This window comes from Isoptericola sp. AK164 (assembly GCF_029643425.1).
In the GTDB taxonomy this organism is placed as follows: domain Bacteria; phylum Actinomycetota; class Actinomycetes; order Actinomycetales; family Cellulomonadaceae; genus Isoptericola; species Isoptericola haloaureus.
In genome coordinates this window covers 2585813-2601444 of record NZ_CP119106.1, presented here as the reverse complement: position 1 = coordinate 2601444, position 15632 = coordinate 2585813, and the positions used below count along the sequence as shown (strand labels likewise).

The 15632-nt window shown below is 72.2% G+C and carries 11 protein-coding genes; 5 read left to right on the top strand and 6 right to left on the bottom strand.

Going from position 1 to position 15632, the window contains the following annotated elements:
• Nucleotides 1-14 precede the first annotated feature (14 nt).
• Nucleotides 15-2594, bottom strand: a complete 2580-nt coding sequence (locus tag PO879_RS12055; protein WP_278235133.1) for a glycosyltransferase — start codon at nt 2592-2594, stop codon at nt 15-17.
• 218 nt (nt 2595-2812) lie between these two features.
• On the opposite strand from PO879_RS12055, the gene PO879_RS12050 reads away from it, so the two are divergent.
• The gene (locus PO879_RS12050) at nt 2813-3871 is read left to right on the top strand and encodes a sulfotransferase family 2 domain-containing protein (protein WP_278235132.1); all 1059 of its coding nucleotides are present in this window, start codon (nt 2813-2815) and stop codon (nt 3869-3871) included.
• A gap of 28 nt (nt 3872-3899) precedes the next feature.
• Here the strand turns inward: PO879_RS12050 and PO879_RS12045 are convergent, their stop codons facing one another.
• From PO879_RS12045 to PO879_RS12035, 3 genes are all read right to left on the bottom strand, one after another.
• Entirely contained in the window at nt 3900-5960 is a 2061-nt protein-coding gene (locus tag PO879_RS12045; RefSeq protein WP_278235131.1) for an acyltransferase family protein, read from the bottom strand.
• A 102-nt stretch (nt 5961-6062) separates the two neighbouring features.
• On the bottom strand, nt 6063-7850 hold the full coding sequence (locus PO879_RS12040) for a gamma-glutamyltransferase (protein WP_278235130.1): 1788 nt from the start codon (nt 7848-7850) through the stop codon (nt 6063-6065).
• Nucleotides 7847-8512, bottom strand: a complete 666-nt coding sequence (locus tag PO879_RS12035) for a YoaK family protein (protein ID WP_278235129.1) — start codon at nt 8510-8512, stop codon at nt 7847-7849. Before PO879_RS12035 ends, PO879_RS12040 begins: the two co-directional genes overlap by 4 nt.
• A gap of 404 nt (nt 8513-8916) precedes the next feature.
• Here PO879_RS12035 and PO879_RS12030 point away from each other — a divergent pair, with 404 nt between their 5' ends.
• From PO879_RS12030 to PO879_RS12020, 3 genes are all read left to right on the top strand, one after another.
• Nucleotides 8917-10110, top strand: a complete 1194-nt coding sequence (locus tag PO879_RS12030; protein WP_347568599.1) for a betaine/proline/choline family ABC transporter ATP-binding protein — start codon at nt 8917-8919, stop codon at nt 10108-10110.
• Between the two features lie 8 nt (nt 10111-10118).
• On the top strand, nt 10119-11024 hold the full coding sequence (locus PO879_RS12025; RefSeq protein ID WP_278235127.1) for an ABC transporter permease subunit: 906 nt from the start codon (nt 10119-10121) through the stop codon (nt 11022-11024).
• Between the two features lie 119 nt (nt 11025-11143).
• Nucleotides 11144-12100: a glycine betaine ABC transporter substrate-binding protein gene (locus tag PO879_RS12020; protein ID WP_278235126.1), complete on the top strand. Its 957-nt coding sequence runs from the start codon at nt 11144-11146 to the stop codon at nt 12098-12100.
• An 84-nt stretch (nt 12101-12184) separates the two neighbouring features.
• Here PO879_RS12020 and PO879_RS12015 read toward each other — a convergent pair whose 3' ends face one another.
• Nucleotides 12185-13432: an acyltransferase gene (locus PO879_RS12015; RefSeq protein ID WP_278235125.1), complete on the bottom strand. Its 1248-nt coding sequence runs from the start codon at nt 13430-13432 to the stop codon at nt 12185-12187.
• Between the two features lie 65 nt (nt 13433-13497).
• Nucleotides 13498-13890, bottom strand: coding sequence for a glycerol-3-phosphate cytidylyltransferase (gene tagD / locus PO879_RS12010; protein ID WP_278235124.1), 393 nt, complete (start codon nt 13888-13890; stop codon nt 13498-13500).
• Between the two features lie 185 nt (nt 13891-14075).
• Between tagD and ahcY the strand changes: the two genes are divergently transcribed.
• Complete coding sequence (ahcY, locus tag PO879_RS12005) at nt 14076-15614, top strand: adenosylhomocysteinase (protein WP_278235123.1); 1539 nt, start codon at nt 14076-14078, stop codon at nt 15612-15614.
• The last annotated feature ends 18 nt before the right edge of the window (nt 15615-15632 follow it).

The following is a 15632-nucleotide window of genomic DNA, read 5'->3' as shown; positions in this document are numbered from 1 at the left end:
GTCGGTCGGGAAGGTCAGTGGCCGCGGCCGGTCGCACCGACCGCGGCGAAGAACTCTCGGAGAGCCTCGCGGTTGTAGGCCGCGGTGTCGAACGGACGCTGGGGGACGCCCGACCGGATGAACGTCAGCATCCCCTGGGCGAGGGCGTCGGCGTCCCGGGGCACGCGGAGACCCTCGTCGTCGGCCAGCGCTCCCTTCGCGGACCCGAACTCCGTCGTGATGACGGGGACGCCGAGGGTCCGAGCCTCGAGGATGACCATCGGCTGGCCCTCGTAGTCGCTGGACAGGACGAAGCAGTCCGCCTCGCCCAGCGCCGCGTACGGGTTGGGTTGGAAGCCGGTCAGCCGGACGTTGTCCTGGAGGCCGAGGCTCGCGACCTGCTTCTCGAGCGCGGGCAGGAGGGGGCCGCCGCCCAGGATCGCCAGCTGGCTGTCCGGCTCCGCGGCGACGACCGTGGCGAACGCCTGGACGAGCCGTGCGTGGTTCTTCTCCGGCGACAGCCGGCCCATGGTGATGAACCTGGTGCCCTTGCGGTGGCCGAAGGCGGCGCGGACGACCTGCTGACGCGTCCACGCCTCGTCGACCCGGTGCGCCCCGTACAGGTCGGACAACGTGTGCAGGTCTGTCACGAGGTCCTTGCCCAGACGTTCGTCCGGTCCGACTGGACGGCGCGGCGAGCCGTCGACGTCCGTGCCGGCCATGCGGCGTACCCGCTCCGCGTCCATGAGGTTGCGCGCGTAGGTGAACTTCTCCGCGGGGGCACGGTCCGAGAGCTTCGACGCGTTGATCCGGGCCAGCTCCTCGGACACCGAGACGAGCGAGTCGAAGCGGTCGTAGGTGGAGAACACGGCGTGCAGCAGCTGCTCGAGGTTGCGCTTGCCGTCGACCTCGCGCTGCGCGTCGGCCAGGACGTCGTTGTGCAGCCAGATGGACTTGTGGCCGGTCGGCGCGGCGAGCAGGATGTTCGGCCACATCGGGCCGTAACCGGAGAAGTCGACGACGTGGTCGAAGCGCGAGTCGCCGAAGCAGCGGTGCCACTCGTCCTCGAAGTAGGGCTGCATCCGCTGCCGGCTGACGCGGGAGTGCGTCTGGTCGAGTCCGTTGAACAGCGCGCGCCGGGCGTTGCGCAGCCGCTTGGAACCGTTGAACCCGCCGACGCGGGGGAACAGCCGGACCGTGGACGGGATGCGTGCCTCGTTCTGCATCTCGTCCTGCGTCTGCGGCGGTCCGTAGAAGGCCGAGACGTCGTACCTGTCGGGGTCGATCGCCGACAGGAGGTTCAGGACGGAGGTCGTGATGCCGTTCGACCGGAGCCCGCCGAGGTAGACGAGGAGCGACGTCCGGCCGTCGTCGTCCAGGTCACGGTGCACGACCCCGGCCGGTCGGCCGCCGAACACGGTGTCGACGACGCGCCTCGTCGCTCCGCCGTCGTCGTGCGGGGCATAGGTGGCCACGAAGCGGTCGTAGTTCGCCCGTCGATCGGGCTCGAGCCCGTCGAGCCCCTCCTCGGCCAGCCGCAGCACGGCCTCGCCGAGCTCGGTCCGCGTCGTCGCCACAGGACCGGGAAGGGCGTCGAGGTCCTCGTACAGCCCACGCGCGCCGCCGTAGTGCGCGGCGTCCGGCGCGAAGTGGACGATCGGCGTCCGCGTCGGCAGCACGTCGAAGAAGATGCTGGAGTAGTCGGTGACCAGCAGGTCCGTGGCGGAGAGCACGACGTTCGTGGGGATGTCGTTCGGCACGACGACGTCGCGGCCGGATCCCGAGGAGCGGGCGAACCCGTAGGCGACCTGGTGCGTCTTGAGCAGCACCCGGTACGCATCGCCGAGACGGGTCTGCAACGACTCGACGACCTCGAGGAGCTGCTTCGTCTCGTCGGCCGGCGCGTAGAACGATCCTCGCCAGGTGGGCGCGTAGAGCACGACCCGGCGACCCTCGACGTCGAGGCCCGCCTCGGCCAGCTGCCGGCGCGCCCGGACCCCGGCGCCCTCGGTGAGCTGCACGTCGGTGCGGGGCTGACCGCTCTCGAGGATCTCGCCGCGGAAGATCCCGCGCAGCTTGTAGCCGGCGGCGTACATCTGCTCCGTCATGAACGGGCTCGAGGAGACCAGGTAGTCCGCCATGACGAAGTTGCGCACGATGTTGCGCGAGCTGCTCCCACCCTCGGCCATGTCGTACCCCATCTTCTTCAACGGGGTGCCGTGCCAGGTGTTGAGGTACGTCTGGCCCTCCCGCTTGCTGAACTGCGGGGGGAAGGTCGCGTTGTTGACGAGGTACTGGGAGGTGGCCAGGGCGCGGTAGTAGGCCCTCGACTCCTTGAGGACGAAGCGGACCCGGTCGGGCCACCGGGAGCGTGCCGCGTCGATCGCCTCGGTCGAGTCGAGCGCCCAGACGTGGGTCAACGAGCGGTAGGCGGGGTCCTCGAGCAGCATCTCGAAGACGGCCCGGGGGTTGCAGAGCATGCCGTTGCCGGAGAAGGACTCGTACAGGACGGTTCCCGGCACGATCGGACGGGACCGCCAGAAAGCATGCGACTCGAAGTCGACCGCGCGCGAGTACCGTTCGCGCGACTTGTCGATCGCCTGCTTGAACGACATGCAAGGCCTCCCAGCCGGGTCTCGGGTTCCGTGCAGCGGGCGGGAGCGCGACGGCCGCCCGGAGCAACCCAGGGAGTCTAGCGTGCTGGCCCGGAGTGGTGGCAGGTTCTCCGGGGTGGCCGCCGGAAACCCCTAGACTCGGGTTCCTCCACCCGGACGGTGGACGCGCACGCGTCCCTCCCCGGGCCCTGCGGACCGACGAGAGAGGCACCAGCGAGATGAGTGAGCAGCGCCGGCGTATCGAGACCCGGGACGACGCGCCCCGCGACGCCGGTGACGCCGGCGACGTGTGGAACTCGTGGGTCCTGCCCGACCACCGGGTCGTCTTCGTCAACGTCGCGAAGAACGCCAGCACCAGCCTCAAGTGGCTGATGGCCGAGCTCACGGGCAAGGACCCGCAGCGCTTCCACCAGGTCATGAACCTCGCACCGACGCGCCAGCAGACGATCCACCGCAAGTCGGCGTGGAGCGGGGTGGACTCGCTGGTCTCGGTGGACCCCGAGCTGCGTGCGCAGATCTCCCCGGAGAACGGCTGGTTCGTCTTCGCCGTGGTGCGCGACCCCCGGCTGCGGGTCTGGTCGGCGTGGCAGTCGAAGTTCCTCATCGGCAACCCGCGCCACTCGTTCGACAAGTTCCGGGACGCACCGTGGCTCCCTCGTGTTCCCGGGAGCACCCAGGACGTCGTCGAGGACTTCGCCGCCTTCGTCCGGCTGCTCGACTCGCCGCAGGGCTCCCGCGTGTTCGGCGACGTCCACTTCCGCCCCCAGGTGTCGCTCCTCAACGAGGACACGGTGCCGTACAGCCACCTGTACCAGACCTCCGAGATCCCCAAGCTGCTCACGGACCTCGGTGCGCACGTGGGAGAGCAGGGCCACCGGGGCGAGATCGGTCCGCTCGCGCGCGAGAACGAGACGCCGCTGCCCGTGGCGGGCCGGCTCTTCCCCACCGAGGTCCGGGAGACGCTCGACCGGCTCTACGCGGACGATCTCGCGCGGTTCGGGCACCTGTGGGACTTCGACACGGTGCTGGCCAAGGACCCCGAGTGGTCCGCAGACGCGTTCAAGGACATCGCCGCCCGGGTGGCGACCGGGCAGCGGCTGGCCGACATCGCGCTCGCGGGTCGGCAGGTCCGCCGGGAGCGTGCCGCCACCGACGAGGAGATCCGGCAGCTCCGGGGCCGGGTCGCCGAGCTCGAGGCAGCGCTCGAGCGGCGGACGGTGCGGGGGGCCTCCCGTGCCGCAGCCGACCGGCTGCGGAGCGTGTGGGGGCGTCGCTGACGCGACCCGGACGCAGCGGCCGGCCAGGTCAGAACAGTGACGGCACCGCGTCCTGCACGGCCGTCCGCAGGTACGGCGCGAGCGTGCGGACGTAGGTCGCCGTGAGGTGGTCGTCGTCGCGGTAGACGAGCACGTTGCCGACCACGGCCGGGCACTCGTCATCGAGGCACAGCCACGGGCTCATGTCGACCGGGTGCACGTTGTCCGGAACGGTCGCCGTCGTCAGCGGGTTGCTCGGCGCGAGGACGTGGGGCCGGGCGACGGTGCACCGCTCGGAAGCGGGCCCGTGCCGCCCGACGCAGTCGGGCGGGTCGACGTCGAAGCGCGGGTTGTCGCGGACCGCGACCACCGGGATGTCGTGCGCCTGCAGCTCCTGCCACGCGTGCACCTGCTCGTCCTCGACGGTCTCGCCCGGATGCGGTGCCCCGGCCCGGGTCTGCGTCCCGGTGACGACCACGGCGTCCGGGGCGAGGCGGACGATCTCGTCCAGCGCGTCCGCCGCCCAGCGGGCGCAGTCGTCGCCGGCGTCCCGCACGGCGAGCCGGCACCCGCCCTTCCCGAGGACGGTCAGCTCCCACCCCTGCTGCTCGGCGATGCTCGTCAGCGCCGGCTCCCACTGGTACGAGTGCGACCCCCCGGCGATCACGACGTGCCGCGCGGGGGTCGGCGGTCGGTGCACCGAGCAGACGTGCAGCTCGTCGCGGCCGCGGCCGTCCCCGGCCTTCTGGATGCAGTCGTCGGCGTCGATGATCGCGGGCTTGTCGGCGCTCCCGTGCTCCGCCGAGGGGCGGTACCCGGCACGCCACGGCCGGGAGTCGTCCGCGTCCGCGGCGAGCGCGGCGGCACCGGGGTGCTCCGGCGACACCGAGGTCAGCTGCGCCAGGGCGGCCTGCTGCCGGTGCTCCATGGCGGCGACGACGCCGGTCCCCGTGGCGACCACCAGGGCGGTCGACACCGCAGCGGCCAGCAGTGTCCGTCGAGGGCCCACCCGGTACGACCGGTCACGCGTGGGCGTCGCGACGAGGCGGTGCGTGAGCCAGGCCAGGAGGACCGAGAGGGCCAGCAGTGCCGCGGCGCCCCGCCACCCGACCTGCTCGTACCCCCGGGCTCGGAGGTAGAAGACCAGGAGCGGCCAGTGCCACAGGTACAGCGGGTACGAGATGTCGGCGGCGAAGCGCAGCGGGCGGACCTGCAGCGCGCGGCGCGGGCTCCACGACGCGGTGGAACCCGCGCCGGCCAGGACCAGCAGAGCACCCAGCACCGGCCACAGGGTCCAGGGGCCGGGGTAGAGCCGCGCCCCGTCGACGAGCAGGCCGGCGCTGCCGATGAGCAGGAGACCCAGCCACGACATCCCCGCGCGCAGGACGTGCGGCAGACGGAGGTGCGGTGCCGCCAGCGCCAGCAGCGCCCCGGCACCGAGCTCCCAGTACCGTGCGACGGAGTCGAAGTACGCCACCTGCTGGTCGACCGCGGTCAGGTGGACGGCGTAGGCGAAGGACGCGGTCGTCGTCGCCGCCACGAACCAGGCCGTGACCTGGCCGGTCGTCGAGCCCGCGCGGCGGGCGACCACGGCGAGCGCCATCACGGCGAGCGGCCACAGCAGGAAGAACTGCCCCTGGACCGACAGCGACCAGAAGTGCTGGAGCGGGCTGGCGGTCGGTCCGGCCGCCCCGTAGTCGAGCTGGAAGGCGATCAGCGCCCAGTTCTCGACGTACAGCGCCGAGGCGACGATCTCGCGGCCGACGTCGATCATCTGCGCGGGCGGCAGGAGCACCGCGGCGAGCAGGGCGACGCCCGCGAAGGTCGCCAGGGCCGGGGGGACGAGTCGCGCGGCGGTGCGGCCGAGGTGCTGCCCCAGCCGGATGCCGGGCCCGTCGGCGCGACGCACGAGCGAGCGGGTGACGAGGAACCCGGAGATGACCAGGAACACGTCGACGCCGCCGGAGACGCGACCGTTGCCGAACAGGTGGAACAGGACCACCAGGCCGAGGGCAAGACCGCGCAGCCCGTGGAGCTCGACGATGTGGCCCGAGGCGTCGGGGGAGTGGTGGCGGGCGTGCCGCGGTCGGGCGGAGGTGACGTCGGGCACGGCGGAGCTCCTGGACGGGGCGGAGGTGGCCCTCGCGGTCGGGGCAGCGGTCGTCCCGGATGGTATCCGGCCCTGCCCGGCGGCGGAGAACTCGCCCCGCCGTCACCGCCCGGCCGCGTACCCCTGGGCCCCGCGCGGGTTGGCCGCGGCCCCGAGCAGACCGGTCGCCGGGTCCCGGGTCACCGCCGACAGCCGGCCGAGCGACCACGGCCCGGCCTCGGTCAGCGCGTGGCCGCGCCGTACCAGCCCGTCGAGCACGTCCGTACCGAGCCGGGACTCCGCGACGGCGCCGCCAGGCGTCCAGGTGCGGGGCCAGAACGAGTCGGCCATCGACGTCGTGTGCAGGGTCGGCGCGTCGATCGCCTGCTGCGGCGTGTACCCGCCGACCAGCGTGCGCAGCAGGAAGGGCAGCTGCCACTGGTCCTGCTGGTCGCCGCCGGGCGTGCCGCAGGCCATCACGGGGAAGCCGTCGGCGAGCACGAGCGTGGGCGACAGCGTGGTCCGGGGACGGACCCCGGGCGCCAGCCGGGACGGGGAGGACTCGTCCAACCAGGTCATCTGCAGCCGCGTGCCGAGGCAGAACCCCAGTGCGGGGATCTCCGGCGAGGACTGCAGCCACCCGCCGGACGGCGTCACGCTGACCATGTTGCCCCACCGGTCGACGACGTCCACGTGGCACGTGTCGCCCCGCGTCGTGCCGCTCACCTGGACGGTGGGCTCCCCGGTGCCCGACGACGCGGCCCCGGTCGTGCGCAGCGGGGGCAGCGGGGGAGCGGTCCGGCCGGGCACGCTGCCGGGCCGCAGCTCGTGCGAGGCCCTGTCCCCGATCAGGTCCCGGCGCTGCGCGGCGTACTCCGCGGACAGGAGGTGGTCGAGCGGCACGTCGGTGTCGCCGTACCAGACGTCCCGGTCGGCGAGCGCGAGCTTGAGCGTCTCGAGCACTGTGTGGGCGCCGAGCTCGGTGGCCACGTCCAGCCGGTCGTCCTCGAACCCGTCGAGGAGGCGCAGGGACTGCAGCAGCACGGGGCCCTGGGTCCACGCACCGGGCTTGACGACCGTGCGGTCCCGGAACGAGATCGTCGCCGGCTCCTCGTAGCCCGCGCCCGTGCCGGCCAGGTCGGCGGCGGTCAGCACGCCCGCGTGGTCGCGGCCGTCCGAGTGCCGGTGCGGCGTGGCGACGAACTCCTCCGCGGCGGGCCCGACGATCTCTCGCCAGGCGGTGCGCGCGGCCTCCACCCCGGCGGTGCGCGAGGGTGCGGCGTCGGCGGCGTCGCCGAGCCGGTCCAGGACGGCGGCGTAGGCCGGGTTGGTCACCGTCTCGCCGGGCCGTGGCGGCCGGCCGTGCGGCATCCACCGCGCGGCGGACGTCGGCCAGTGCTCGGCGAAGAGGTCGGCCACGCGTCCGATCGTCGCGGCGACGGCCGGCAGCACCGGGTGCCCGTCGCGGGCGTACCCGACGGCGTAGGTCAGCACGTCGCGCACGGTCCAGGTCCCGTGGTCGCGCAGCAGGACGAGCCAGGCGTCGACGGCGGCCGGCACGGCGGCGGCCAGGGCACCGGAACCGGGCACCAGGTCGAGGCCCTCGGTGTCGCGGTAGTGCGCGATCGTGGCCGCGGCCGGCGCCGGTCCCTGGCCCCTGAGCACCTGGGGCTGGCCCGGTGCGTCGGCGGTCGCGAACAGGCCGACCAGGTCGCCGCCCGGGCCGTTGAGGTGCGGCTCGACGACGTGCAGCACGAACGCCGCGGCGCAGGCGGCGTCGAACGCGTTGCCGCCGCGCTCCAGCACCGACTGCGCGCTGCCGGTGGCCGACCAGTGGGTGGAGGCGGCCATGCCGAACGAGCCCTGCAGGTCGGGGCGGGTGGTCGGTGCGGGCGCTGGGGTGAAGGTCATGCGGTCTCCCGTCCGCGGAGGTGGCCGACGGCGGTCACGGTCAGCGCGACGGCCGCGCTGAGGGCGACGCCCCAGGCCAGGTGGATCTGCAGCAGTGCCGCGCCGACGCCGGCCCCGGCCCCGAGCAGGAGGATCGCCGCGACGCGGCGGCCGACGTGCCGGCCGTGACCGCCGACCAGCCGCGAGTCCATGGCCAGTCCGGTGATCGCGCTGGTGACCACCACCGTGGTGATCTCCTTGACCGCCAGGTGACGGGCGGCGGCCGCCTGGAGGCCCATCGCGCCGGCCAGCAGGCCGGTGACGACGAGCTGGACGCCGTGGGACAGGTCGCCGCCGGAGGTCCCCAGCAGCACGGTGAGGGCGACGAGGACGAGACCGACCGCGCCGAAGCACGCCGTGGTCCGTCCGGTCCACCCGACGTCGTCGGCGCGGAGCACGAGCCCGCCGGCGGCGGCACCGGCGAGGAAGGTGACGAACGCCAGGAGCGGGCCGACCACCGGCAGGTCGTCGGCGCCGGCGAGTCCCATACCGAGGATGACGACGTTGCCGGTCATGTTGCCGGTGAAGACCCGGTCGAGGCCGAGGAAGCCGACGGCGTCGGCGACCCCGGTGGAGAAGGTCAGGGCGAGCATGAGGCCGAGGTGGAGACGGTCGCGGGGCACGGCGCCACCCTAGGCCCGGCCGGCTACCTGCGGAGACGCGTCATGTTTCGTTCTCGTGATCATCCTCACGGGTCGAAGACCGCTCATGTTTCCGAATTGTCTTCGCTGCGCCCCGCCAGATCACATGTCGATAACAAAAAGGTACACATCGTGATAAAGATCATCGGTCGCCCCAGGGATGGTCGGTGGACCACATGTGCCTATCGCCTATGGTGAGAAGTAGTGCGTGAGTGTCGACTCGCGGCCGACAGGCTGTCGAGGCGGGTGGTCGCAGCCCGCACGGGCCAGGCCTGAGCCGAGTCCGACGACCAGTTTCTGCCCCCTGACCAGGGAGAATTGTGCCAGCCATCGAGGCAAGTGGCCTGACAAAGATCTTCGGGCGCCGCCCGCAACGCGGCGTCCGCATGCTGAAGGACGGCGCCGACCGCGCCGAGCTCCGCAAGGAGGGGCTGACGGCTGCGGTCATCGATGCCACCTTCGACGTCCAGCCCGGCGAGATCTTCGTCGTCATGGGTCTGTCCGGATCCGGTAAGTCGACGTTGATCCGTATGGTCAACGGTCTGCTCGAGCCGACCGACGGCGTCATCACCATCGACGGACAGGACGTCACCCACCTGTCCGCGAACGCCCTGCGCGAGGTGCGCCGGACCAAGGTGTCCATGGTGTTCCAGCACTTCGCCCTGCTGCCGCACCGCACCGTCGGGGAGAACGCCGCCTACCCCATGCAGCTGCGGGGGGTGAACAAGGCCGAGCGCGAGGCCCGCGCCGAGGAGGCCCTCGGCATGGTGGGCCTGGGCGGCTGGGGCGGCTACATGCCGGACCAGCTCTCGGGCGGTATGCGCCAGCGCGTCGGGCTGGCCCGAGCGCTCGCCGCCGGCACCGACGTCATGCTGATGGACGAGGCGTTCAGCGCGCTCGACCCGCTGATCCGCAAGGAGATGCAGGACCAGCTCCTGGAGCTGCAGTCCGAGCTCGGCAAGACCATCCTGTTCATCACCCACGACCTCAACGAGGCGATGCGCCTCGGTGACCGCATCGCCATGATGCGCGACGGTCGCGTGGTGCAGGTCGGCACCTCCGAGGAGATCCTCAACGAGCCGGCCAACGACTACGTCGCCCAGTTCGTGGCCGACGTCGACCGCTCGCGCGTGCTGACCGCCGGTGCGGTCATGGAGCGCCCGGTGGCCGTGGTGGGCCCGGACTCGGGTCCCAAGGCCGCCCACAAGCTGATGCGCGAGCACCAGACGTCCTCGCTGCTCGTCGTCGGGCGCGACCGCACGGTCGCCGGCGCCGTCCTCGAGAGCGACGTCGCCGACGCGGTGCGGCGCGGTGTCGAGAAGCTGCCGATCAGCCACGTGCCCGTGCCACGGGTGTCGCCCGACGCGGCGCTGGCCGAGCTGTTCCACCACGCGGCCGAGAGCAAGGCTCCGATCGCCGTCGTCGGTGAGTCGGGGCGCCTGGAAGGTGTCATCCCGCGGGTGACCCTGCTCAGCGCGCTGTCCGGCCCCTCGATGGACAGCCCCGACGTGGCCGCGGACGGCCAGGGCGAGGGCCCTGCCGACGGTGAGCCCGTTCTCGACCCGGCAGGAGCGAAGTGATGGTCCCGATGTCCACCTCTGACGACACTCTGATCCCCAAGGTGCCGGTCGGTGAGGCCGTCGACAGCGGGATCGACTGGATCAACGACAACCTCGAGTGGCTGCTGGACGGCATCACCGCCGTGATGTCGTTCCTCATCGACGGCATCACGGACCTGCTGCTGCTGCCGCCGCCGCTCGTCCTGGCCGCGCTGTTCACGCTGCTCGCGCTCCTGGTGCGGTCGTGGGGCTTCGCCGTCTTCACGCTGATCGGCACGCTGCTGATCATCAGCATGGAGATGTGGGAACCCGCGATGGAGACCCTCAGCCTGGTGCTGGTCGCCACCGTCGTCGCGGTGATCGTCGCGGTACCTGTCGGCATCCTCGCCGCCCGGAACGACGCGGTCAGCGCCTTCGTCCGCCCCATCCTGGACTTCATGCAGACGATGCCCGCCTTCGTCTACCTGGTCCCGGTGGTCATCTTCTTCGGTATCGGCGTCGTCCCCGGTGTCTGCGCGACCATCGTGTTCGCGCTGCCGCCCGGCGTCCGCCTCACCGAGCTGGGCATCCGTCAGGTCGACGGCGAGACCGTCGAGGCGGGCGAGGCCTTCGGCGGCACGCCGTGGCAGATCCTGCGAGGCATCCAGCTGCCGCTGGGCCTGCCGACCATCATGGCCGGCGTCAACCAGGTCATCATGCTGGCCCTGTCGATGGCGGTCGTCGCCGGCATCGTCGGCGCGGGCGGCCTCGGTGGTGAGGTCGTGCAGTCGATCTCCACGCTCGACGTCCCGCAGGGTGTCGAGGGCGGCCTCGCCGTAGTCATCCTGGCCATCTTCCTCGACCGCACCACCGGTGCCATCGGCCAGCCGACGGGCCGCTCGCTCCTCGCGGTCATCAAGAGCCGCAAGCTCGCGGCCGAGACCGCCGCGGCCTGAGGCGCCGCCGGCACCTACCCACCGTCCTGCCGGGCAGGGCACGACCTGTCCGGAACCAACTGTCCCGGGACCCGTCCCACCACGGGGCACCGTCCCCCGACACGGAAGGAACTCATCACATGAGCACTCATCGCAAGCACCTTCGCCGCCGCCAGGGCCTGGCCCTCGTCTCCGCCGCGGCGCTCGGCCTCACCCTGGCCGCCTGCAGCACGGACGACGGCGGTTCGGACGACGCCGGTGCCGAGGGCACCGACGAGTCGACCGAGGAGATGGCCGACGGCGACATGGGCACCATCACGCTCGGCTACCTCCCGGCCTGGACCGACGGTCTGAGCATGGCCTACCTCGCGGACAACCTGCTCACCGAGGCCGGCTACACGGTCGAGCACCAGGACGTCCAGGAGGCCGGCCTGCTCTACACCGCTCTCGCCGAGGGCGACGTCGACATGTACCCGTCCGCGTGGCCCGAGGTCACGCACGCGCAGTACATGGAGGAGTACGGCGACTCGATCGACGACATCGGCACGTACTACGACAACGCCAAGCTCACCATGGCGGTGCCGGAGTACACCGAGGTCGACTCGATCGCCGAGCTGGCCGACAACGCCGACCTGTTCGGCAGCACCATCGTGGGCATCGAGCCGGGCGCCGGTCTGACGGCGGCCGTGCAGGACTCGGTCATCCCGACCTACGGCCTGGACGAGGCGGGCTACGAGCTGCAGACCTCCTCCACCACGGCGATGCTCACCGAGCTGGAGCAGGCCACCGAGGACGAGGAGGACATCCTCGTCACGCTGTGGCAGCCGTTCTGGGCGAACGCCGCCTACCCGGTCAAGACGCTCGAGGACCCGGAGGGTGCGCTCGGTGAGGCCGAGGGCCTGCACTTCCTGGGCACCAGCGGCTTCGCCGACGAGTACCCGGAGGCCGCCGAGATCATCGGTGGCATCCAGCTCGACGACACGCAGTTCGGCACGCTCGAGGACCTCGTCGTGAACGAGAACCCGGACGACCCGGCTGCCGGTGTCGAGGCCTGGCTCGAGGAGAACCCCGACGTGATCCCGATGCCGGAGAGCTGAGCCTCCCTCTGACGTCCGGCCCCACGGCCGACCCGAAGCGCCCGTCCCGGTCCGTCCGGGGCGGGCGCTTCGTCGTGCCGCGGGTCAGCGCAGGACGGGGTCGGGCATCGGGGCCCCGGCCGGCAGGGCGGCCCCGCGGTGGTGCTCCCCGAGCCCGAGCAGCTCGGACCGGGCGGGTCGACGGACCGGTCCGGTCGTGCCGGGGCCCGGTGCCGTGCGCTGCAGCCGCTCGGTGACGGCCCGCCGCATCGGGCGCGAGAACGGCCGTTCGACGCCGTGGTGGATCGCGGCGGCCAGCAGCAGGGAGACGGCCGTCGCCGCCGCCAGCGTCGCGCCGGGGCCCGCTCCGGCCCCGGTGAGCCACTGGGTCACGGCCCAGCCGAACTGGGTGTGCACCAGGTACACGGGGTAGGTGAGGGCGCCCGCGGTGACGCACGCACCGGCGGCCCAGCGCTGCCGCACCGTGACGCCCGGGTGGGTGGCGAGGGCGACGAGGGCGATGCTGGTCAGCAGCACCCCGACGGCGACCGCCGGGTCCACCCGGACGCCCTGCAGCTCCTGGGCCAGCTGGGCGGACCGGACCACGCGGGCGGCGCCCGCCACGACGAGCACGGCGAGCGCCGCCGCGACCGCGCGGGTGGAGGGCGACCGGGGTCCGGCGACCGGTGCGGCGCCGCGGCCGGTCAGGTCCTGCCAGAGCACGAAGAGCAGCATGCCGATGCCGAAGTACACGGCGTGGCGGACGGCGAGAGCCTCGGCCAGTCCGGGCGCTCCGAGGCCCTGGGCGACCAGGCCGGCGGCGGGCCAGCCCAGCGCCAGGGCGACGGCCCGTCCCCGGGTCAGCGGGCCGACGGCGAGCGCGAGGCCGACGAGCAGGTAGAACTTGAGCTCGACCAGCAGGGTCCAGTAGACGACCTGGGAGGGTTCGGCACCCAGCAGGTCGGGCGCCATCGTCAGGTTCGCGACGGTCTCGACGGCGGTCAGGTGCCGCCCGTCGTCCCACAGGGCCTGCAGCACCGCGGTGAGGACGACGCACGCCCAGAAGGCGGGGTAGAGGCGGCCGACGCGCGAGCCGGTGAACTGGGCGAGCGTCCGGCCCTGGACGCTCCACAGGATCGCGAAGCCGCTGATCACGAAGAAGGCCTCGACGGCGAGCCAGCCGTAGCGGGTGACCTGGTTGATCCCCTCGAACAGGCTCGTGACGTCCGCGCCCCAGTAGCGGTTCGCCGTCGGCGTCGCGGTGAAGTGGTACACCACGACGGCCATCGCCGCGCCGAAGCGCAGGAGGTCGAGGAGGTGCATGCGCGATGCCGTGTGCGTCGTCGAGCCCATCCTCGGACTCTAGATCACGGTTGAGTAACGATCCACATCTCGCGCTTGACCTGCGCGGCGGTCGGTCAGCTCTTGGAGGCGAGGCCCGCCTTGATCTGCGTCGTGGAGATCTCCGGGGTCCGCTCCAGGTAGACGACCTCGCACAGCGGCTTGAGGTCGTCGAACTTGCCGGTCCAGTCGTCGCCGATGACGAAGGTGTCGACGTGGTACATCCGGATGTCGTCCGCCTTCTGCTCCCAGGTGCGCTCGGGGATGACGAGGTCGACGTGCCGGATCGCCTCGAGCATGCGGCGGCGCTCCTCGAAGGAGAAGTAGGACGCCTTGCCCTTGCCCGCGTTGAACTCGTCCGTGGACAGCGCCACGATCAGGTAGTCGCCGAGGGCGCGGGCGCGACGCAGCAGCTCGATGTGCCCGTAGTGCAGCAGGTCGTAGGTGCCGTAGGTGATGACTCGCTTCATGCCCCGTTCCTCGCGTCGATGCCGCGGCGACACTCACCGGTCGCCGATCGTTCATCCTACGCTGCGCGAAGCCTGCCGCGGTCGACCACCACCGGCGGGCGCCGTCCCGCCGTTACGCTGGGACCAGCGCCGACGGGAGCCCCCAGCGCGCGACACGAGTCCCACGACGTCCCAGGAGGGCACCCATGACTGACACGATCGCGACGACCGACCGGCCGGCCGGCGGCTTCGACGAGGCGCCGGGCCGCTACAAGGTCCGCTCGCTCGCCCTGGCCGAGGCGGGCCGGCACCAGATCCGGCTCGCCGAGCACGAGATGCCGGGCCTCATGGCGCTGCGTGCCGAGTACGGCGACACCCGCCCGCTGGCCGGCGCGCGCATCGCCGGGTCGCTGCACATGACCGTGCAGACCGCCGTCCTCATCGAGACGCTCACTGCGCTCGGCGCCGAGGTGCGCTGGGCGAGCTGCAACATCTTCAGCACCCAGGACGAGGCCGCGGCCGCCGTCGTCGTCGGCCCGCACGGCACGCCGGACGACCCGCAGGGCGTGCCGGTCTTCGCCTGGAAGGGCGAGACCCTCGTGGAGTACTGGGACTGCACCGAGCAGATCCTCGCGTGGCCCGGTGGGGAGGGCCCGAACCTGATCCTGGACGACGGCGGGGACGCGACCCTGCTCGTCCACCTCGGTCTGCAGTACGAGCGCGTCGGCGCCGTGCCGCCGAACACGCTGCCCGGCGAGCCGGACCACACCCACGAGATGAACGTCGTGCGCGACGTCCTGCGCCGGGACCTCGAGATCGACCCGCTGCGCTGGACCGGGATCGCCGAGCAGATCGGGGGCGTCACCGAGGAGACGACCACCGGCGTGCACCGGCTGTACCACCTGGCCGAGTCCGGCGAGCTGCTGTTCCCGGCGATCAACGTCAACGACTCCGTCACGAAGTCGAAGTTCGACAACAAGTACGGCATCCGGCACTCCCTGCCCGACGGCATCAACCGGGCCACCGACGTGCTCGTCGGCGGCAAGGTCGCGTTCGTGGCCGGCTACGGCGACGTCGGCAAGGGCGCGGCGGAGGCCTTCCGCGGCCAGGGCGCCCGCGTGATCGTCTCCGAGGTGGACCCCATCTGCGCGCTGCAGGCCGCCATGGACGGGTTCCAGGTCGCGCGCCTGGAGGACGTCGTCGGCGAGGCGGACTTCTTCATCACCACCACCGGCAACAAGGACGTCGTCCGGGTCGAGCACATGCTGGCCATGAAGGACAAGGCCGTGGTCGGCAACATCGGCCACTTCGACAACGAGATCGACATGGCGGGCCTCGAGGCCGTGCCGGGGGTCGTCAGGACCGAGATCAAGCCGCAGGTGCACGAGTGGACGCTGTCGGCCGACGACGACGGCGACCGCGCCGAGCGGTCGATCATCGTGCTGTCCGAGGGGCGCCTGCTGAACCTGGGTAACGCGACCGGCCACCCGTCGTTCGTGATGTCCAACTCGTTCGCGAACCAGGTCATCGGCCAGCTTGAGCTGTTCGCCGACATGGCCCGGCCGGCCGAGGAGCGGCAGTACGCCCGCCAGGTCTACCGGCTGCCCAAGGTGCTCGACGAGAAGGTGGCCCGGCTGCACCTGGACGCCCTCGGTGTGCGCCTGACCGACCTCAGCACCGAGCAGGCCGAGTACCTCGGCGTCCCGGTCGAGGGGCCGTACAAGCCGGAGCACTACCGGTACTGAGCCCGCGCCCTGCCCGCC